This window comes from Vibrio sp. 10N.247.311.51, from assembly GCF_041467855.1.
In the GTDB taxonomy this organism is placed as follows: domain Bacteria; phylum Pseudomonadota; class Gammaproteobacteria; order Enterobacterales; family Vibrionaceae; genus Vibrio; species Vibrio coralliirubri.
On record NZ_JBFSVK010000002.1, the window covers coordinates 238,673 to 257,879 of the forward strand.

Here is a 19,207-nt window from a genome sequence, read left to right on the forward strand (position 1 = left end):
CCTGACTCACTTTACTAAAACGGCTTAATCTAAGTAGTTTTTCTCAAATACGCCCGGCGGCATTTGATTGATTTGAAATTGAATCATTTGGTCAAATGCCGTTAGCAAAGGGCTAAAGTCGCCATCACTCTCTAACAAGCTAAGCAAATGATAGCCAGCTTCAACGGTTGAAAGGCTATTTTCACTGGGTGCTTTGCGAATTCGGTAGTTACCCTTGAGATCTTTGGGCAAGTGAACCGTGTTCAACGCATGCAAGTTACTCGATACTTGCCACATCTTGAATGCCTTTTTCCACGTACCATCCAATAAAATTACACGCAGCTTCTTATTAGGACATGTCGCAGACTCAACTGAAGCAGAATTTTCGCTTGGGTATAAAATCACATGTTGGTACTGTTCATCTGCCAGCAATGCGTTGAGTTGTTCATTGTCTGAAAAGTCTTCGCCGACAAACGTCACGCTGTTATTTAGAGATAACGAGAGAATACGCGCCGTTCCCATCGGGCGATGCTCTTCTGATGGATGCTGAAGAATGATAAGCTCAACATTCGATTCGAGTGGTGTAACCCACTGACAAATACAAGCTTTCAAAGCCTTGCTGCATTGGGGGCAATAACGAGACATGGATTTAATGTGTACCCTGTTTTAATTTTCACTTCACTTTTATGCGTCTTATTCCAATTTGAGCCAATACAAGCTTGGGTCGTTTGGGATAGTAATGCGATTGCCGAAGGGCAATGGTGGCGAATCCTAACAGGAAACTTTTCACATACCAACTACTCGCATCTTCTGATGAATCTAGCAGGCTTGTGGATCATCAGCTACCTGTTTCAACCGAGTAAAAAACAGCTCACTGTTGCTTTGCTTTTGATCAGTCTAGTGACTGGCGTCGCTCTGTTATTTTCAAGTATTCAGGTCTACGTTGGCCTATCGGGCACTTTGCATGGGTTGTTTGGCTTGTTCGCGCTCCGAGAGGCTTTAAACGGCAGGAAGTCTAGTTGGCTGTTAGTGTTCGGATTAATCGCTAAAATCGCTTGGGAGCAGCTTATTGGTCCTTCTAGTACGACTGGTGAACTGATTAACGCTCGTGTTGCAATTGAAGCCCACCTAGCAGGAGCACTGGCTGGAGGCTTCATGGCTGTCGTTTCATTTCTAATGAATAAAAAAACGGATCAAAGCTGAATTCTTTCGCGATTCTTTTCAACCGTCGCTTCACCTATCCCTTTGACACTCACCAAATCATCAGCAGTCGTAAATGCCCCGTTCTGATCTCTGTAATCGACGATCTCTTTGGCTTTCTTGTCACCCACACCAACCAATAGTGCTGAAAGTTCCTCTGCTGTCGCGGTATTGATATTGACCGTAATCTCAATGCCATCGTAAAGCTCAGCCTTGGTTGGGCTGTCTGCAAACACAGCAGGGCTTAAGAGCATCAGAAATGAAAGAATTAGTGTTGAATATATCGTGCGCATAAATCGTTCCTTTGTTCAAAAAACGTAACTTATGCATTCGCCGCGCTAGATAACACAATCACCAGATAAAAATAAAGCGGGTCACCTAAGTGACCCGCTTCGTTATACATCTTATTTTCATCAGCTTGTTTGTTGGCTCACAAATCTGAATTGGAGCTTAACAATCATATGTTGATTCTCAGTAGTAAACTCTAACTTGAGCTTGCTACTGAGGGAATCAAACACTTACTGACCTTGACCCACTACGTAGTATTCAACGTCTGCGTTTTTACGAAGTACGTTTAGTACGTTAGTCAGATCTTGTTGGTTACCAACTCGCTCCAACTGTGCACCAATTTGAGTGCTGTAAGCTGGGTTGATTTCGGCAGTCACTTTAGAAAGCTCAACAACAACGATGTTACCGTCTTGGTCTTTAGATTGACCGAACACAGCTTGACCTGCTTCTGGTTTCGCTAGAGCGAATGCAGATGCCGCTAATGGCGAGTTACGGTCAATCGTTTCAAGTTCAGTGAACTCAAGGTTGTTGTCCGCTAGTACTGCTTCATTGCCTTGCTCAAGTTCGTTCACTAGAGAAACACCTAGCTCAACCGCTTGCTGCTCTGCTTGTACAGCAGACAGTGCAGCGACAACTTGATCTTTCACTTCAGCTAGAGGAAGAACTGTCTCGTCACGAGTCTCTTCTACACGAACAACAATTACGTGCTCAGGTGCAACTTCGATAACTTCCGAGTTTAGACCGTCTTCTTTCACTTCAGGACTCAAGATTGCTTGCATAACTGCAGGCTTCATCAGAACTTCTGGAGCGTCAACTTGAGAGATGAAATCTGTTGTTGTGATCTTCGCGTTGATTGCTTCTGCAGAGTCATCTAGAGAATCTGGGAATTCAAACGCTACTTTTTCTAGTTCAGTTTGTTGCTCGTAGAATTGATCAACTGCGTGTTGGTCTAGAAGCTCTGTCTTAATCTCTGCCGCTACTTCAGTGTAAGGCTGAGCTTGAGACGCTTTTAGTTCGTCTAGCTTGATGATGTGGTAGCCGAAATCAGATTTAACTAGGCCAGTAGTATCGCCAATATTCTCAAGAGCGAAAGCCGCGTCTTCGAATGCTGGGTCCATAACATCGCGCTCAATCCAACCTAGATCACCGCCAACGTCTGCACTACCGAAGTCGTCAGATTTCTCTTCAGCTAGCGTAGCAAAATCAGCGCCTGCATTTAGCTCGTCTAGGATTGACTGAGCTTTCGCTTCGTCATCGCCTTGAACTAGGATGTGGCTAACTTTACGTTGCTCTTCAGTTGAGTACTTGTCTAGGTGCTCTTGGTAGTATTTCTGTGCTTCTTCATCGCTTACTTCAAGCTGAGACTTAAGCGCTTCAGCAGAAAGCTCAATGTAAGATACCTTAGCTTGCTCTGGACGAGTGTAAGCTGCTGGGTTCTCTTGGTAGTACTGTTCGATTTGCTCGTCAGTTAACTCGATGCCTTTTGCAAGGTCAGCAACAGACAGTGTCACTGTGCGAATATCACGAGTTTGTGCGATAAGCTTGCTCTGAGTATCGATTTCGCCCTGAAGAACGAATTCACTGCCTTGAAGTGCAGTCACAAGCTGGTTGCGCATTAGGTCACGACGCATGTATTCAGCGAAGCTCTCTGCGCTGAAACCTGCACGACGTAGTGCTGCTTGGTAAACTTCTTGGTCGAATTGACCCGCCGTTTGGAATTGAGGCATTTCTAGAATCATGGTGCGGATTTGAGAATCACTGATTCGTAGGCCTAGAGACTCAGCTTGCTGCTCAAGCAGTACGTCATTGATCATGCGATCCAGTACTGATTTACGGAAAGACTCTACGTAAGCAGGGTCTGCAAGCATTTGCGCGAAGTAATCGCCAAGTTGAGACTGCATACGGTTACGTTCGTTTTGGTAAGCCTGTTCGAACTCACCACGAGCAATTTCTGTGTTGCCAACTTTAGCTGCTGCGTTGTTACCGCCACCGGTGATGTAGCTGCCTACACCTGCGAATACGAATGACAGGATAATCAACCCAAGGATAATTTTTACCGCGATGCTATTCACGCCTTCGCGTAATCGATCCATCATAATTTAAGTGCTCTCCGGATATGAAGCATTGGCTTCAAAATAAAAATCTATTCACGCGATATTATCAGAAAAAGAAATGCGCATCAGTAGGATGCGCATAATTTAAATAAGTTCAATGTGCTTTGTACACATACTGTTTAAGAATGAAACATCATTTTTCAAACAGTAAACGCATTTTACTGCCTTCCCCTCTTAAATGGAGGTTTCAGCAGTGAAAATTAGTTACATGCGTCTTTAAGTGCTTTACCCGCTTTGAAGCCAGGTACTTTAGCTTCTGCGATTTGGATCTCTTCACCAGTTTTTGGGTTACGACCTGTACGAGCAGCACGAGTACGAACACTGAAAGTACCAAAGCCAACAAGTGCAACTTGGTCGCCTGATTGTAGCGTTGTGCCAACTGCTTCGATGAATGCGTCTAGAGCGCGGCCAGCTGAAGCTTTAGAGATGTCTGCGTTTTCTGCGATTGATTCTACTAGTTGTGTTTTATTCACTGTTTTTCCCCTATGTGTCATCTGTGACTACTTCTGATGACTGTACGTTCCATTTTGGTTTTAATTTAGCCGCAAGCCTTATTGCAAAAGGGCTGCCGCTTTGTTCAATAACTTAGCGTCCAAAAAAAACGCTGACAAGCCTTTTCGGGCCTATCAGCGTAATTCTTTACTTATTTTTGCTATGCATCACTATTTTTTCACGTCAAACTCGACCCCTGACGGATCTCGTTCTAGCGCGACTTTGAGTACTTCATCAATCCACTGAACCGGGATCACCTTCAAGTCAGCGATTACGTTGTCTGGAATCTCTTCCAAATCACGCTCATTGTCTTTAGGAATCAGTACAGTTTTGATGCCGCCACGGTGTGCTGCAAGCAGTTTTTCTTTCAAGCCACCGATAGGTAAAACTTCACCACGAAGGGTAATTTCACCTGTCATACCGACCTCAGCTTTAACCGGGTTACCCGTCAAGCTAGAGACAAGTGCAGTACACATTGCGATACCCGCACTCGGGCCATCTTTCGGTGTAGCACCTTCTGGTACGTGAACGTGAATATCGCGCTTTTCGTAGAAATCTGAGTTAATACCCAGTTTTTCTGCACGAGAACGAACCACAGTCATTGCCGCTTGGATCGATTCTTTCATCACATCGCCAAGTGAACCGGTTTGCGTTAGCTTACCTTTACCCGGCATTGATTCAGTCTCGATAGTCAGTAGATCACCACCCACTTGAGTCCAAGCTAAACCAGTTACTTGACCAATACGGTTGCTTTCATCCGCTTTACCGAAGTCATGACGTTGAACGCCTAAGTACTCTTTCAGGTTATCAATGTTAACCGTTACAGACTTAAGGTCGCTGTCTAGCAAGATGTTCTTCACTGCTTTACGACAGATCTTAGAGATTTCACGCTCTAGGCTACGCACACCCGCTTCACGCGTGTAGTAACGAATGATGCCGATGATTGCAGAGTCTTCAATCTCAATCTCATGAGGCTTAAGACCATTGCGTTGAACTTGCTTGTCCAATAGGTGGCTCTTAGCAATGTTCAGCTTTTCATCTTCTGTGTAACCAGACAGGCGAATCACTTCCATACGGTCCAGTAATGGGCCAGGAATGTCCATCGAGTTAGACGTTGCCACGAACATCACATCAGACAGATCGTAATCCACTTCTAGATAGTGATCGTTGAATGCATTGTTTTGCTCAGGGTCTAGAACTTCTAGAAGCGCTGAAGATGGGTCGCCACGCATATCAGAAGACATCTTGTCGATTTCATCTAATAGGAACAGTGGGTTCTTAACACCAACTTTAGACATCTTCTGGATTAATTTACCCGGAAGTGAACCGATGTACGTACGACGGTGACCACGAATCTCAGCTTCATCACGAACGCCGCCTAGCGCCATACGTGTGTACTTACGACCCGTTGCCGCAGCAATCGAACGACCTAGCGAGGTTTTACCTACACCAGGAGGACCTACAAGACAAAGGATTGGACCTTTTAGCTTGTTGATACGGTTTTGTACTGCCAAGTACTCAAGAATACGTTCTTTAACACGCTCTAAGCCGTAGTGATCTTCGTTTAAGATCTCTTCCGCTTTCGCTAAATTCTTTTTCACTTTTGAACGCTTAGCCCAAGGAACACCAACCATCCAATCAATGTAGCTACGTACTACTGTTGCTTCAGCAGACATTGGCGACATCATTTTCAGTTTTTGCAGTTCTTGCTCAGTTTTCTCACGAGCTTCTTGAGGCATCTTAGAATCTTCGATCTTCTTCTTCAGAGTCTCGAATTCATCAGGTGCATCGTCCATCTCGCCAAGTTCTTTCTGAATCGCTTTCATTTGCTCATTCAGGTAGTACTCACGCTGAGATTTTTCCATCTGTTTCTTAACGCGGCCACGGATGCGTTTTTCAACTTGCAGGATGTCAATTTCTGACTCCATTTGGCCCATCAAGAATTCCAGACGTTCAGTTACATCTAAGATTTCTAGAACGTGTTGCTTGTCTACCAGTTTAAGTGGCATGTGCGCAGCAATCGTATCAGCAAGGCGAGCTGCCTCGTCAATACCGTTCAGAGACGTTAGAACCTCTGGTGGAATCTTTTTGTTCAGCTTAATAAAGCCTTCGAATTGATTGATCGCACTGCGAACAACCACTTCTTGTTCTTTTTCGTCAAGTTCTGAGGTAACAACGTATTCGGCATCCGCTAAGAAGAATTCACTTTCTTTGAATTGGTGAATTTTTGCACGCTGCTGACCTTCAACAAGTACTTTAACCGTACCATCAGGGAGCTTTAGTAACTGAAGAATAGTAGCGACTGTACCTACGTTAAATAGGTCGTCGATTGAAGGCTCATCAGTGTCCGCTTCTTTCTGCGCTACAAGTAGTACTTGTTTGTTAGCTTCCATTGCCGATTCAAGGCATGTAATCGATTTTTCACGACCGACAAACAATGGAATAACCATGTGTGGGTAAACCACTACATCACGTAGAGGTAGCACGGGGATTTCGATACGCTCGGAACGTTCCAAGTTCATATATTTCTCTCTTCCGCTTTAACTTATAAAGCAGTATATGGGGCTTAAACGACTGGATTCAATGGAAGAATAAAAAAAAGGAGGTAATTGCTTACCTCCTTTTTCAATTTGAGTGACTTGTCTAAAAAAGACCTACTCTGCAACAGCTGCTTGGTTATCTGAGTTGCTGTAAATCAACAGTGGTTCTGACTCACCATTAATTACCGACTCATCAATCACAACCTTGCTTACATCAGTTGAAGATGGCAGTTCGTACATAGTTTCTAGTAGAACACCCTCCAAGATAGAGCGTAGACCACGAGCACCTGTTTTACGGTTCATTGCTTTCTTAGCAATTGCGCGTAGGGCGTCTTCACGGAATTCTAACTCTGTATCCTCAAGCTCAAATAATGCTGCGTACTGTTTTGTCAGTGCATTCTTTGGCTCACATAGGATTTGGATTAGCGCTTCTTCATCAAGCTCTGTAAGTGTTGTTGTCACAGGTAGACGACCAATGAATTCAGGAATCAGACCATATTTCACTAGATCTTCAGGTTCTACTTGAGTGAACAATTCACCGATAGTTTTGGTTTCATCTTTTGAACGCACTTCTGCGCCAAAGCCGATACCTGAACCTGTTTCTACACGCTGTTCAATCACTTTATCTAGGCCTGCAAACGCACCACCACAGATAAATAGGATCTTAGACGTGTCCACTTGCAAGAACTCTTGCTGTGGATGCTTACGACCACCTTGAGGTGGAACTGAAGCAACTGTACCTTCAACAAGTTTTAGTAGAGCTTGCTGTACACCTTCACCAGACACGTCACGCGTGATTGATGGGTTTTCAGCTTTACGAGAAATCTTGTCGATTTCATCGATGTAAACAATGCCGCGTTCCGCTTTCGCTACGTCGTAATCACATTTCTGAAGCAACTTCTGGATGATGTTTTCAACATCTTCGCCCACGTAACCCGCTTCGGTTAGTGTTGTTGCGTCTGCCATTGTGAAAGGAACGTCTAGGAAACGAGCCAGTGTTTCAGCCAGTAGTGTTTTACCACTACCAGTAGGACCGATAAGAAGAATGTTACTCTTACCTAGCTCTACGCCTTCAGCTGTCGTATCACCATTACGTAAACGCTTGTAGTGGTTATAAACTGCAACTGCTAGCACTTTCTTCGCGTATTCTTGACCGATTACATAGTCGTCAAGATGCTCACGAATCTCACGCGGCGTTGGCAGCGATTCCGATTCTTTCTTAGGAAGAACATCTTTAATTTCTTCACGAATAATGTCGTTACAAAGATCGACACATTCATCACAAATGTAAACAGAAGGACCTGCGATTAACTTGCGAACTTCGTGTTGGCTTTTGCCACAGAAAGAGCAGTAAAGCAGTTTACCGCTACCACCCTCTTTGCTTTTATCTGTCATTCGCTAACCTCTTAGCCTTAACTCTCTATGCTTGAGTGTATATCAATTTGAATCACTTTGCGTTAAACAATTGCCCTGCAATTATTGACCGCGGTGATTAAGAACTGAATCCACCAAGCCGTATTCTACTGCTTGATCAGCAGACATGAAGTTATCACGATCTGTATCGCGCTCAACAACTTCTAGAGGCTGACCAGTGTGCTCTGCCAATAGTTTGTTTAGCTTTTGTTTGATCGTTAGGATCTCTTGCGCGTGAATTTGAATATCAGACGCTTGGCCTTGGAAGCCGCCAAGTGGCTGGTGAATCATTACACGTGAGTTTGGAAGCACGTGACGCTTACCAGGAGTACCACCCGCTAGTAAGAATGCACCCATAGAGCAAGCTTGACCCATACATACTGTGCTCACGTTTGGCTTGATGAACTGCATTGTGTCGTAGATAGACATGCCTGCTGTTACGCTACCGCCAGGTGAGTTGATGTAAAGATAGATATCTTTGTCTGGGTTTTCTGATTCCAAGAAAAGCAGTTGAGCCACGACAAGATTTGCCATGTGGTCTTCCACTTGACCTGTTAAGAAAATGATACGTTCTTTTAATAGACGAGAATAAATATCGTAAGAACGTTCACCACGGGAAGTCTGTTCAACCACCATAGGAACTAGTGCGTCCATAATCGATGGCATTGTATTTTTTTCTTGGTAGCTCATATTCTTATGTCCCTAAAATAAATGGCCCGAATGATTAAATCATACGGACCATTGTTAGCAGAATTGTTGACCGTACGTCAACCTTCTACGTCAGATATTACTATATTAAGCAGGTTGCTGATTCATTAGCTCGTTGAAGCTAACTTCTTTATCAGAAACTTGAGCTTTAGCGATGATTGCATCAATAGCTTGCTCTTCTAGAGCAACATTGCGCATGTTGTTCATCATTTGCTCGTTTTGCTCGTAGTAAGCAATAACTTCTGTTGGATCTTCGTATGCTGTAGCCATCTCTTCGATGATAGCTTTAACTTTCTCGTCATCAGCTTTTAGCTCTTCAGTCTTGATTACTTCACCAAGAAGAAGACCTACAACTACGCGACGTTTAGCTTGCTCTTCGAACAGCTCACGTGGAAGTTGGTCAGCAGCTTCAGTGTTGCCACCGAAACGTTGAGCAGCTTGTTGACGTAGAACACCGATTTCTTGATCGATAAGAGCAGAAGGCACGTCGATGTTGTTTTCGTTAACTAGACCGTCGATAGCTTGCTCTTTGATGCGGTTCTTAACAGCTTGCTTAAGCTCACGCTCCATGTTCTTACGAACTTCAGCTTTAAGACCTTCAACGCCGTCAGCAGCGCCGAACTTAGAAACGAATTCTTCGTTTAGTTCTGGAAGTTCACGAGCTTCAACTTTGTTCAGCTTGATAGAGAACTTAGCAGCTTTACCTTTTAGGTTTTCAGCGTGGTAATCTTCTGGGAAGTTTACGTCGATTTCGAATTCCATACCTGCTGTTTTACCAACGATACCGTCTTCGAAGCCAGGGATCATGCGACCAGCGCCCATCTCTAGTGGGAAGTTCTCAGCTTTGCCGCCTTCAAACTCTTCACCGTCGATAGAACCAACGAAGTCGATAGTTGCACGAGAACCAGCGTCAGCAGCAGCTTCAACTTCAGTCCAAGTTGCTTGTTGCTTACGTAGAGTTTCGATCATCTCTTCAACGTCAGCTTCTTTAACTTCTACTGCTGGTTTCTCAACAGTGATGTTTTCTAGACCTTTCAGCTCAACTTCTGGGTAAACTTCAAAAGTTGCGTTGAATACTAGGTCAGCGCCTTCGTTGTTTTCAACTGGTGCGAAAGTAGGTGCGCCAGCTGGGTTGATTTTCTCTTTAACGATCGCTTCGATGAAGTGACGTTGCATTACTTCGCCCATCACGTCTTGACGTACTGCTTTGCCGTACATTTTAGCAACCATCTTCATTGGCACTTTGCCTTTACGGAAACCATCGAAACGACGGTTTTTCGCGATGTTGCGTAGTTCAGCTGTAACTGCATCTTCGATGTTAGCAGCAGGAACAGTAATATTAAGACGGCGCTCTAGGCCTTCTAGCGTTTCAACAGTAACTTGCATTATATAAACCTCAAAACTGGCTCAGTAATCTGAGCATATGAGCCGTAACTTAGCTTTAATTCAAAAGCAGACGTTGTTGGCTGCATCCTTGTGTAGTGCTCTATCCGAACACCTAATTTAAAATCGAGCATTGATGTCTGAATTGATTATTCAACCAAACACCAGACTAATCAGCGATATCTTCGTTCTTCACACGTCGATTAAAACGCAATAAAGCTTGTTTTCAGAAACAAGAAAGGTATCTCCGATTAGCCTCAGGACAGAAATTTTAGACGCGACATTCTAGCGATCTGTTTAATCTCTGTCGAGCCGTTCACCTCTGCATGATGATGAATGCTCTAAATTCGTCCAACTAAGTGATACAAAAACGATCAAATCATCACTTAGCACAACAGAAATGGGGACAATAGCGACTTTTTCAAGGGAATCGAGGGCTTTTTTTGCTAAAAACCTTAAAAAGAGATCTTGCTCTTGTTTTACCCCTCAGAGTCGATAACTTTTTCAACAATCCCCGTTACAAACCCTTAACCTACACCCATCTGTTCACTCTCTGCTTTCAGCAAAAACTACCGCTATTTGCTACCATAAATGAGAGAAGACAGGCTTGATTGTTTACCAAAGAAATTAGCGGAGAGCCTTCATGTTTCAAGCTTTTAGAATCCCAATACTATTAATGGCCACATACAGTTTACTGATGGTGTTTGGCGGTCATTGGGTGTGGAGCACGAGCCATGAAAGTTTGTTAAATGATCATCAATCTAAGTTAGACCGCTTTTCGGTTCACATTTCCAGTCAATTGGACAAGTTCGCGCACATTCCAGAACTGCTTTCAAAAGACAAAGAGCTGGTCGACGCCCTGCACTCTCCAAGTAACTCTGCGCAAATCGAACTCACTAATCGCTATCTAGAGCACGTAAACTCGGTGATTCAGGCATCAGACACCTACCTACTAGACAGCATCGGCACCACCATTGCAGCCAGTAACTGGAATCAACCACGTTCTTTTATTCGTCGTAACTTTGCTTTCCGCCCCTACTTTCAAGAAGCGATTATTGGCAATGAAAATCAATATTTTGCGCTAGGTTCAACCTCAGGAAAGCGAGGCTATTATTATTCTTACCCCGTCTCCTATGCCGCCGAGATTATTGGCGTCATTGTCGTAAAGATGGATTTATCACTGATTGAAGCAAGTTGGAAAGGCAAACAGAGTTTTTTTGTTGCTGACGATAAAGACCAGATCGTATTTATGTCGAGTAACCCTGAATGGCTTTTCAAAAGCCTTGAGCCGCTAAGCGAAGCGCAACACACTCGAATTCAAGAAAGCAGGCAGTATCTCGATACCAAAATAGAAAGCCTGCACTTCTCTGGCGATTTAGACAGTGCTACCAGTCGCATTGAGTCGCCACACAAACTCGTCCAAGAGCAGTTTTTTAGCTCTTCGCGTTTCCTAGCCGAACCAAAACTCACAATCCGAGTATTTTCTCCAACCCACTTAGTTTGGTGGGATTTAGTTGCTTACCTTGTGGTTCTGAGCCTTATCTTTGCAATTATTTATCTAACAATGCAGCTCAACCACCATAGACAACAAAGACGCGCTCAGATAGACAGGCTGCAATCCGAAGCCAAGCAAAAGCTTGAATTTCAAGTGCTTGAGCGTACATCGGAGTTGCATGTTGAGATCAAACACCGTATCGAAACCGAGCATGTTCTGAGGCAAACCCAAGACGAGCTCATCCAAGCCGCCAAACTGGCAGTGCTAGGGCAGATGTCAGCGAGCATCAGTCACGAACTGAATAACCCGCTTGCCGCGATTCGCAGTTATGCCGACAACGGCCGACTGTTTCTTGCCAAAGAAAAAACCGATCGGGTTGATGACAATCTATCGCGAATCTCGGCACTCACTGATCGCATGGCGAAAATCAGCCACCAGCTTCGCTCCTTCGCCAAGAAATCCACCGCGGAAGAGCTACACACATTACAAATACTTCCAGTTTTACATTCATCGAAAGAGCTGATGAAGCCACAACTCAAGAGCGAGCGAGTTAAGGTCAACGAACTCCCTGAGACCTTTGATGCTTGCGTGCTCGCCAACGCCATTCAACTGGAACAGGTGATCATTAACCTGCTGACCAACGCGATTCAGGCGATGGAACAACAAGACGACAAACAATTAACTATTCTGTTGGAGATTAGGGAGTCCGACCATCAACAAGTCCAGACCTTGCTGATTCATGTCGATGATAACGGCCCCGGCTTCACCTCCCTTTCGAACGGAAACTTTTTTGAACCCTTCCATACCACCAAGAAAAACGGGCTTGGACTTGGACTATCGATTTCTCAACAAATAATCAGCGGAATAAATGGCAAGCTCGTTACCGGTATCAGCCCTCAAGGTGGGGCTCGATTCAGCATAGAGTTGCCCCTTATTGAACAAGAACAGCCAGCAAAAACTCAGCAATAACCAGAATACAAAGAAGTAAAGGAATCACTATGTGTCACGTCTATTTCATTGATGATGAATCCGATCTAAGAATGGCGATTGAACAGAGCTTCGAGCTCGCCGACATTGATGCCGAATTCTTTCCCGATGCGGAGTCTGCTCTGCTCGCGATTCAAGAAAACGGCTTACCTCACGTGATCATCACTGATATCTGTCTACCAGGTCTATCCGGGCATGATCTGCTCAACACCGTGATGCACAAAGACAAAGAGATCCCCGTAATTATGATTACTGGTCACGGCGATATTTCAATGGCCGTTCAAGCAATCCAATACGGCGCCTATGACTTCATTGAAAAACCTTTCGCTAATGAACGCCTAATCGAAACCACCAAGCGAGCGATAGAAAAACGTCAGCTCACCCTTGAGAACCTTGAGTTAAAACGTTCACTCAAGGCCAGCCAAGCGCTTGGCCCAAGGATCATTGGTGACACGCAATCAATGACGGAGCTGCGGTCTATCATCACTCACGTTGCCGATACTAATGCCGACATATTGCTATTTGGCGAGACCGGTACAGGTAAAGAATTAGTTGCACGTTCTCTACATGAACAAAGCAGCAGGCGGGAACAAAACTTCGTCGCGGTCAACTGTGGAGCGGTTCCTGAAAACCTAATTGAGAGTGAGCTGTATGGCCATGAGAAAGGGGCATTCACTGGCGCAGAAAGCAAACGTGTCGGTAAATTTGAATTTGCTCAAGGCGGAACTCTATTCTTAGATGAAATTGAGTCCATGCCGATGCAGGCACAAATTCGCCTATTGCGTGTATTGCAAGAACGTGTCATCGAAAGGGTTGGGTCTAATGGTCTAGTCCCTCTAGACATTCGAGTGATTGCGGCAACTAAAGTCGACCTAAAGAAAGCCGCTGAAGAAGGCACTTTCCGCCAAGATCTCTATTATCGACTCAATGTTGTGACCCTAGATTTACCGCCGCTAAGAAGCCGACAAGAAGATATCCCAGCACTCTTCCACCACTTCTTACTGGTCGCTGCAGCACGTTATGGCAAGACAGCCCCTGCCCTTCCACAAAAGGAGTTGCACGCGCTTTTGGCTCATGATTGGCCGGGAAATGTTCGAGAATTACGTAATACTGCAGAGCGTTTTGTGCTTTTAGGTAAGCTTTCTCACTTATCAGACAGCGCCACTGAAACTACTCAAGAGCTGTCTTTGGCAGAATTGGTATCTGACTTTGAAAAAAACACTTTGAAGCAGGCACTTATTGAATGCAATGGCAGTATAAAAGAGACCATGGAGAGGCTGCAATTACCGAGGAAAACCCTCTACGATAAGATGCAAAAACACCAGCTAACGAAAGAATCTTATAAGGTAGAACCAAACTAAATTAGATTTGGGAGCAAGATCACCTATACTTATTTCAATAACAGGATGTTATGCAATAAATATAATAAGGAAGTCGTTATGGGTGAGAAAACAAAAGTGCCATCGATTACCGATACTTTCGAAATAGATGGTATTTTTTATACTGACAATCATGTTGATCTATACACGCCAGAATTAGAGGCAAAACGCGCTCTGTATGAGCAGATAAACCATCATTCAAATCGTGGCAGAAATATAGATGAGGAGGTCTAGTGACCTCCTCATTTTTTATGGGTTAAATTCCATGTCACCAAATAACTACTTGGTTATGATTTCCGGCCCCATCAATGTGGTAGGTAACCATGTAGATACCCACGGCACGTAAGTGACGATAATCAGGAATAAGAACATCACGCCTACCCAAGGCAGTGCCGCTTTCACCACGTTCATCATCGACATCTTGGCGACACCTGCGGTCACAAACAAATTGAGCCCAACAGGCGGCGTTATCATCCCTATCTCCATGTTCACCACCATCATGATACCTAAGTGGATTGGGTCGATACCGAGTGCAATAGCGATTGGGAATACCAATGGCGCAACGATGATCAGCAAGCCTGATGGCTCCATGAACTGCCCACCAATCAAGAGTAAAACGTTCACGACAATCAAGAAGGTGATCGGCCCTAAGCCCGCAGAGAGCATAGACTCAGTGATCATTTGAGGAATGCGTTCTTCGGTCAGTACATGCTTAAGAATCAGAGCGTTGGCAATGATAAACAGCAGCATAATCGTCAGCTTGCCTGCATCGTAAAGCGTGTCTTTGGTGTCTTTATGGAAAAACGTTTGGAACACTTTTACCAAAGCCGGTTTTGTATTGTTCTTGTCAGCGAAAGGCCCCATATCTTTATAGATAAAGTTGGCAATAAAGAAGGCATACACCGCAGCCACTGCCGCCGCTTCTGTCGGAGTAAAGATGCCACCGTAGATACCACCTAAAATGATGACAATCAGCAGCAAACCCCAGCTCGCATCTTTTGCGGCTGCGAACATCTCGCCCCAGCCCACAAATGGCTGTGCCGGAATCTTCTTAATACGTGCTGCAATGTAGATAGCAATCATCAACATCACACCCGCCAACAGGCCAGGAATCACGCCACCTAAGAACATACGACCTACCGATACATCGGTCGCCGCCGCGTAAACCACCATCACGATTGATGGTGGAATCAAGATACCCAAAGTACCTGCGTTACAGATAACGCCTGCCGCGAACTCTTTTGAGTAACCGTTTTTGATCATACCTGCGATAACAATACTACCGATTGCTACTACCGTTGCTGGAGACGATCCAGAAAGGGCTGCGAACATCATACATGCCACAACCGACGCCATCGCTAAACCGCCGCGGAACCAACCCACCATCGCGATAGCAAAACGGATAATACGTTTCGCCACGCCACCAGTAGACATGAAGCTAGAGGCCAAGATAAAGAAAGGAATCGCTAAGAGTGTGTAGTGGCCTGCAAAAGCATTAAACAGCGTTTGTGCGACTGAAGCTAATGACGCATCTGAATGCATCAATAAGAATATTACGCTCGATAAACCGAGGGAAATTGCAATTGGTACACCGACCAACATGAAAGCAATTACCATTAAAAATAGAAATAACATTGCCATGATTAGTCTTCCTTACCGTTAGATTTTGTACTCGACTCATTCGCTTTGTTCTGCGGAGTCGAATTCAATACCGCTGTTGCATCTTCGTCAGAGCCCGCTAGCACGTCCGCTTTCAACGCATCCAGCTCTTCTTCGGCTTCATGTCCTGCAATCATGCGGTCAAGCTTGCCTGTTACCACTTGGTAAGCAACTTGAGCAAAACGGAACGTCAGCATTGCCATGCCAATCGGCAGCGCCATATAAGGAATAAAACGTGGCAGTTTCTCGTATCGCTCGCCTTCATTCAGCCAGTCAGCAAGAAACTGAAGCATCTCTGGCATTGGAATATCGTCGGTCTCATACCATGCGCGATCGGTCGCGAATGGGTACCAATAATTCCAAGAGCCGATAAGAAGTAAGATTGAAAATGCTAGGCAGCTTGTCACGGCGATTAGCGCATACACTTTGCGTAGCTTTTCTGGGGCAAGGTTGATGATCACATCAACACCAATGTGGAAGTGTTTTTTAACGCCATATGATGCGCCCACTAATACCATCCAAGCAAACATGAACACCGTCAGTTCCAGTGCCCATAAGATGTTGTCATTGAATGCGTATCGAAATACCACGTTGGCAAAAGTAAGTAGCGTCATTGCGCCAAGGAAAAATGCGATTAATGACTCTTCAATCACATCCGTAACTCTTCCGACTTTGGAAAAAAGAGAGGTTTCCAGTGCTGATTCGCTAGAATTTGGTTGTTCCATTTGAGGCTTTTCCATAATTGACTCCGCTTATAATTGTTTTAATAAGGAGTGACGAATACTCGCCACTCCCTTAGCGGTGTTATTGGTTTGAAGCTAACGCTGCATCGATAAGGTCTGAACCGATGTCTTTTTCAAACTTCTTCCATACTGGTTGAAGTGCAGCTACCCATGCTTCACGCTGTTCAGGCGTAAGTGTACGAACCTCACCACCCGCTTCGATGATGTTGTTTTTGTTCGCTAGGTTAACTTTTGAAGATTCTGCATTACGCGTCTCAGACACTTCTTGAACGATAGTGCCAAGCTGTGTGCGTACATCTTCAGGTAGGTCTTTCCAGAAGTCGTTTGACGTTACAACTAGGTAATCCAAGATACCGTGATTGGTTTCAGTCACGCCGTCTTGTACTTCAAAGAACTTCTTACCGTAGATGTTTGACCATGTGTTCTCTTGGCCATCGATAACCTTAGTTTGCAGGCCACCGTACACTTCTTTGAAAGACATCTTCTGTGGGTTAGCGCCTAGTTGTTCAAACTGAGCCACCAATACATCCGATGCTTGAACACGGAATTTCAAACCTTTTGCATCTTCAGGGCTGATAAGAGGTTTGTTCGCCGACATCTGTTTCATGCCATTGTGCCAAAACGCAAGACCTTGCAGGCCACGACGCTTCATCGCGTTCTTCAGCTTTTCACCAGATTCTGAGTTTTGGAAACGGTCAACGGCTTCTACGTCTTCAAATAGGAAAGGAAGGTCAAAAATGCGGTATTTCTTAGTGAACTTCTCAAATTTTGACAGCGATGGCGCCGCCATTTGAACATCACCATTTAACAGGGCTTCCAGTACCTTATTATCATCGTAAAGTGTTGAGTTAGGGAAAACTTGCATACAAGCTTTGCCATTCATTTCCGTGTTTACTCGCTCTTCCAGTAAAGAAGCGGCGATGCCTTTCGGGTGCTTATCGGTATTGGTTACATGACTGAATTTAATCACGATTTCACCAGGGTCACAGTTTGCAGCAGCATTAAAACTTGTGAGCGCCAGAGCAGATACAGACAGCAGGGTAAGAGGCTTAAACATTATTATTCTCCTTAGTAAACAAAGCAGCCCTTCAATGGGAACTGCGTGCTTTCACTAAGGCAATTAGCGCGCCACATTAACACAATTCATTAACAAGCCTTTAACCACAAGGCTTCATCAGATCTGCCTGCAGTTGTCGCTAACTCGCTACAAAAATTAATGGGTGGAAAATGACACATAGAATATTTGTAAATGGGTGGAAGCTGACCAATGTATTAGTAATGAATGAGGTCTGACCAAAAGCCACATTACCGATGATGTCTTGAAGTAATTTCGACCTATCCTGTAGAGTGCTGCACAACTTAGTCAGATTTACACTTAATAAGAGTTGATACCAATGAGTCAGATCTACCATCACCCAGTACAAATTTACTATGAAGATACCGATCACTCTGGTGTGGTTTATCACCCTAACTTTCTTAAATACTTCGAGCGCGCGCGCGAACATGTCTTGGGCAGCGATAAACTGGCGGAGTTGTGGAATGAGCACGGACTAGGTTTTGCGGTCTATAAAGCCAACATGACTTTTCAAGATGGAGTTGAGTTCGCTGAGATCTGCGACATCCGAACCTCTTTTGAACTCGATGGAAAATACAAAACCTTATGGCGACAAGAGGTATGGCGTAAAGATGCGACTAAGCCTGCCGTGATTGGTGATATTGAAATGGTCTGCCTTGATAAAGACAAGCAACTGCAGCCGGTACCCGCTGAAGTATTAAAAGCGATGCTTGGCGAAACGAGCTAACTTCACCTCACCAAACTAGCTCAAAAGAGATGAGACGATGAAAAGGTTCTCATCTCTATCTGCATGGGTAGCAAATTCCCGCCAAGCGTCACCGCAAACCGATACTGTTCATCCAGCCGCCCTAAGCAACACTGCCAATCTGTAGAGCTATCGTCTTGTTGAGCAGAATCCAAATTCAACCCAATCCCGCTATGTAGCCTGATTTCGCGATACAAGCCTGATTGAAAGCCTGACGAACTGAGTTCCAATGCTTGCTTGGTCAAAAATGTTTGCTTGGTTAAAAATGTTCGCTTGGTCAAATTAGAGAAATCGAACGAGAAGCTTCGCAACGATGTGGCGAGCCCCTTGCCTGTCGCTTTGATGTACGACTCCTTCAGCGCCCACAGATCGAAAAAACGCTCTCTCTGCAGCTCTTTACTAAGTTCAAGTAAATCCGCTAATTCTTTATCTGAAAAATAGTGCTTCATGATCGAATCGATATTGGTCGAGCTTCTTGCATGTTCGATGTCGACACCTAATTGAACTGGCTTCCCTTCTCGTTGGCAAACCGCGATTAACAAATGTTCTTTGCTATGACTGATATTGAAATTTAGCCCCGTCATGAGTTGCTGTTCGGCGACTAAACTGGGCTTTCCTTTCTCGCCATATTCAAAGCGCCACGCTTCGGGCATTAAATCAGAATAGCTAGACAACACCTTTCTTAGGTAGTTGCGAACATACAGGGCTTGAACTTGAGGTGAGGGCATTCGATACCGCTCGACTTTCGCTATTTCATCAGCTGTGAGTGTCTGTTTGAGGTGTGACTTACTACCGACATCATCACGCAAATCACTCAAAGAACATAGCCACAAATCAACGATTGGATTTTCCAATTTACTCACGCTCACTTCTTCAAGCCACTTATCAAAAAAACACCAAAACGAACAAATTTAAGTCACCTATGATTTGAGATAAACATAGAGATTCTGCGCAGGAAACACCCTTCATATAGGGACTTAAACCTAACTTTTAAAATAATAACAAAT

At 44.5% G+C, this 19,207-nt stretch carries 17 protein-coding genes and 1 pseudogene; 5 read left to right on the forward strand and 13 right to left on the reverse strand.

What is annotated here, in order from left to right:
* Positions 1-24: 24 nt before the first annotated feature.
* Positions 25-624 (reverse strand): tRNA-uridine aminocarboxypropyltransferase, encoded by a 600-nt coding sequence (locus tag AB6E85_RS03255; RefSeq protein ID WP_371709062.1) that lies wholly within the window; start codon positions 622-624, stop codon positions 25-27.
* Positions 625-633: 9 nt separating this feature from the next.
* Between AB6E85_RS03255 and rrtA the strand changes: the two genes are divergently transcribed.
* Positions 634-1,182 (forward strand): rhombosortase, encoded by a 549-nt coding sequence (rrtA, locus tag AB6E85_RS03260; protein WP_372141432.1) that lies wholly within the window; start codon positions 634-636, stop codon positions 1,180-1,182.
* On the opposite strand, the gene AB6E85_RS03265 is transcribed toward rrtA, so the two are convergent.
* The 8 genes and pseudogenes from AB6E85_RS03265 to AB6E85_RS03300 form a co-directional block, all read right to left on the reverse strand.
* Positions 1,173-1,472: a helix-hairpin-helix domain-containing protein gene (locus tag AB6E85_RS03265; RefSeq protein ID WP_048607905.1), complete on the reverse strand. Its 300-nt coding sequence runs from the start codon at positions 1,470-1,472 to the stop codon at positions 1,173-1,175. The two genes, rrtA and AB6E85_RS03265, sit on opposite strands and share 10 nt — an antisense overlap.
* A 225-nt stretch (positions 1,473-1,697) precedes the next feature.
* Positions 1,698-3,563: a peptidylprolyl isomerase gene (gene ppiD, locus AB6E85_RS03270; RefSeq protein WP_372141434.1), complete on the reverse strand. Its 1,866-nt coding sequence runs from the start codon at positions 3,561-3,563 to the stop codon at positions 1,698-1,700.
* 218 nt (positions 3,564-3,781) lie between these two features.
* Positions 3,782-4,075, reverse strand: coding sequence for an HU family DNA-binding protein (locus AB6E85_RS03275; RefSeq protein ID WP_012604504.1), 294 nt, complete (start codon positions 4,073-4,075; stop codon positions 3,782-3,784).
* Between the two features lie 168 nt (positions 4,076-4,243).
* The gene (gene lon, locus AB6E85_RS03280; protein WP_059021151.1) at positions 4,244-6,595 is read right to left on the reverse strand and encodes an endopeptidase La; all 2,352 of its coding nucleotides are present in this window, start codon (positions 6,593-6,595) and stop codon (positions 4,244-4,246) included.
* 132 nt (positions 6,596-6,727) lie between these two features.
* A complete protein-coding gene (gene clpX, locus AB6E85_RS03285) occupies positions 6,728-8,008 on the reverse strand; it encodes an ATP-dependent protease ATP-binding subunit ClpX (RefSeq protein WP_009847283.1) in 1,281 nt (426 codons plus the stop codon).
* Positions 8,009-8,089: 81 nt separating this feature from the next.
* The gene (gene clpP, locus AB6E85_RS03290) at positions 8,090-8,716 is read right to left on the reverse strand and encodes an ATP-dependent Clp endopeptidase proteolytic subunit ClpP (RefSeq protein ID WP_004736080.1); all 627 of its coding nucleotides are present in this window, start codon (positions 8,714-8,716) and stop codon (positions 8,090-8,092) included.
* Between the two features lie 105 nt (positions 8,717-8,821).
* Entirely contained in the window at positions 8,822-10,120 is a 1,299-nt protein-coding gene (tig, locus tag AB6E85_RS03295) for a trigger factor (protein ID WP_017106221.1), read from the reverse strand.
* Between the two features lie 294 nt (positions 10,121-10,414).
* Positions 10,415-10,597, reverse strand: a pseudogene (locus tag AB6E85_RS03300) (hypothetical protein); the annotation flags it as partial.
* Positions 10,598-10,760: 163 nt separating this feature from the next.
* Between AB6E85_RS03300 and AB6E85_RS03305 the strand changes: the two are divergent.
* From AB6E85_RS03305 to AB6E85_RS03315, 3 genes are all read left to right on the forward strand, one after another.
* Positions 10,761-12,581 carry an ATP-binding protein gene (locus AB6E85_RS03305; RefSeq protein WP_372141437.1) on the forward strand — a complete coding sequence of 607 codons (1,821 nt, stop codon included), beginning with the start codon at positions 10,761-10,763 and terminating at the stop codon, positions 12,579-12,581.
* 29 nt (positions 12,582-12,610) lie between these two features.
* On the forward strand, positions 12,611-13,960 hold the full coding sequence (locus AB6E85_RS03310; RefSeq protein ID WP_019824789.1) for a sigma-54 dependent transcriptional regulator: 1,350 nt from the start codon (positions 12,611-12,613) through the stop codon (positions 13,958-13,960).
* A 78-nt stretch (positions 13,961-14,038) separates the two neighbouring features.
* Positions 14,039-14,212: a hypothetical protein gene (locus AB6E85_RS03315; protein WP_164091110.1), complete on the forward strand. Its 174-nt coding sequence runs from the start codon at positions 14,039-14,041 to the stop codon at positions 14,210-14,212.
* Between the two features lie 45 nt (positions 14,213-14,257).
* Here AB6E85_RS03315 and AB6E85_RS03320 read toward each other — a convergent pair whose 3' ends face one another.
* From AB6E85_RS03320 to AB6E85_RS03330, 3 genes are all read right to left on the reverse strand, one after another.
* Positions 14,258-15,619: a TRAP transporter large permease gene (locus tag AB6E85_RS03320; protein WP_017060625.1), complete on the reverse strand. Its 1,362-nt coding sequence runs from the start codon at positions 15,617-15,619 to the stop codon at positions 14,258-14,260.
* A gap of 2 nt (positions 15,620-15,621) precedes the next feature.
* Complete coding sequence (locus tag AB6E85_RS03325; protein WP_048607896.1) at positions 15,622-16,377, reverse strand: TRAP transporter small permease; 756 nt, start codon at positions 16,375-16,377, stop codon at positions 15,622-15,624.
* A gap of 64 nt (positions 16,378-16,441) precedes the next feature.
* Positions 16,442-17,437: a TRAP transporter substrate-binding protein gene (locus AB6E85_RS03330; protein WP_016788636.1), complete on the reverse strand. Its 996-nt coding sequence runs from the start codon at positions 17,435-17,437 to the stop codon at positions 16,442-16,444.
* 337 nt (positions 17,438-17,774) lie between these two features.
* Here AB6E85_RS03330 and AB6E85_RS03335 point away from each other — a divergent pair, with 337 nt between their 5' ends.
* Positions 17,775-18,182 (forward strand): thioesterase family protein, encoded by a 408-nt coding sequence (locus tag AB6E85_RS03335; RefSeq protein WP_004736070.1) that lies wholly within the window; start codon positions 17,775-17,777, stop codon positions 18,180-18,182.
* Positions 18,183-18,202: 20 nt separating this feature from the next.
* Here the strand turns inward: AB6E85_RS03335 and AB6E85_RS03340 are convergent, their stop codons facing one another.
* Positions 18,203-19,054 carry a 4'-phosphopantetheinyl transferase superfamily protein gene (locus AB6E85_RS03340; RefSeq protein ID WP_372141545.1) on the reverse strand — a complete coding sequence of 284 codons (852 nt, stop codon included), beginning with the start codon at positions 19,052-19,054 and terminating at the stop codon, positions 18,203-18,205.
* Positions 19,055-19,207 lie beyond the last annotated feature (153 nt).

Coding starts and splice junctions, on each gene's coding strand:
- AB6E85_RS03310 (WP_019824789.1), top strand. CDS start 12,611: ATGTGTCACGTCTATTTCATTGATGATGAATCCGATCTAAGAATGGCG.
- ppiD (WP_372141434.1), bottom strand. CDS start 3,563: ATGATGGATCGATTACGCGAAGGCGTGAATAGCATCGCGGTAAAAATT.
- AB6E85_RS03275 (WP_012604504.1), bottom strand. CDS start 4,075: ATGACACATAGGGGAAAAACAGTGAATAAAACACAACTAGTAGAATCA.
- lon (WP_059021151.1), bottom strand. CDS start 6,595: ATGAACTTGGAACGTTCCGAGCGTATCGAAATCCCCGTGCTACCTCTA.
- AB6E85_RS03255 (WP_371709062.1), bottom strand. CDS start 624: ATGTCTCGTTATTGCCCCCAATGCAGCAAGGCTTTGAAAGCTTGTATT.
- AB6E85_RS03305 (WP_372141437.1), top strand. CDS start 10,761: ATGTTTCAAGCTTTTAGAATCCCAATACTATTAATGGCCACATACAGT.
- AB6E85_RS03330 (WP_016788636.1), bottom strand. CDS start 17,437: ATGTTTAAGCCTCTTACCCTGCTGTCTGTATCTGCTCTGGCGCTCACA.
- AB6E85_RS03265 (WP_048607905.1), bottom strand. CDS start 1,472: ATGCGCACGATATATTCAACACTAATTCTTTCATTTCTGATGCTCTTA.
- AB6E85_RS03325 (WP_048607896.1), bottom strand. CDS start 16,377: ATGGAAAAGCCTCAAATGGAACAACCAAATTCTAGCGAATCAGCACTG.
- clpX (WP_009847283.1), bottom strand. CDS start 8,008: ATGACAGATAAAAGCAAAGAGGGTGGTAGCGGTAAACTGCTTTACTGC.
- AB6E85_RS03315 (WP_164091110.1), top strand. CDS start 14,039: ATGGGTGAGAAAACAAAAGTGCCATCGATTACCGATACTTTCGAAATA.
- AB6E85_RS03320 (WP_017060625.1), bottom strand. CDS start 15,619: ATGGCAATGTTATTTCTATTTTTAATGGTAATTGCTTTCATGTTGGTC.
- AB6E85_RS03335 (WP_004736070.1), top strand. CDS start 17,775: ATGAGTCAGATCTACCATCACCCAGTACAAATTTACTATGAAGATACC.
- clpP (WP_004736080.1), bottom strand. CDS start 8,716: ATGAGCTACCAAGAAAAAAATACAATGCCATCGATTATGGACGCACTA.
- tig (WP_017106221.1), bottom strand. CDS start 10,120: ATGCAAGTTACTGTTGAAACGCTAGAAGGCCTAGAGCGCCGTCTTAAT.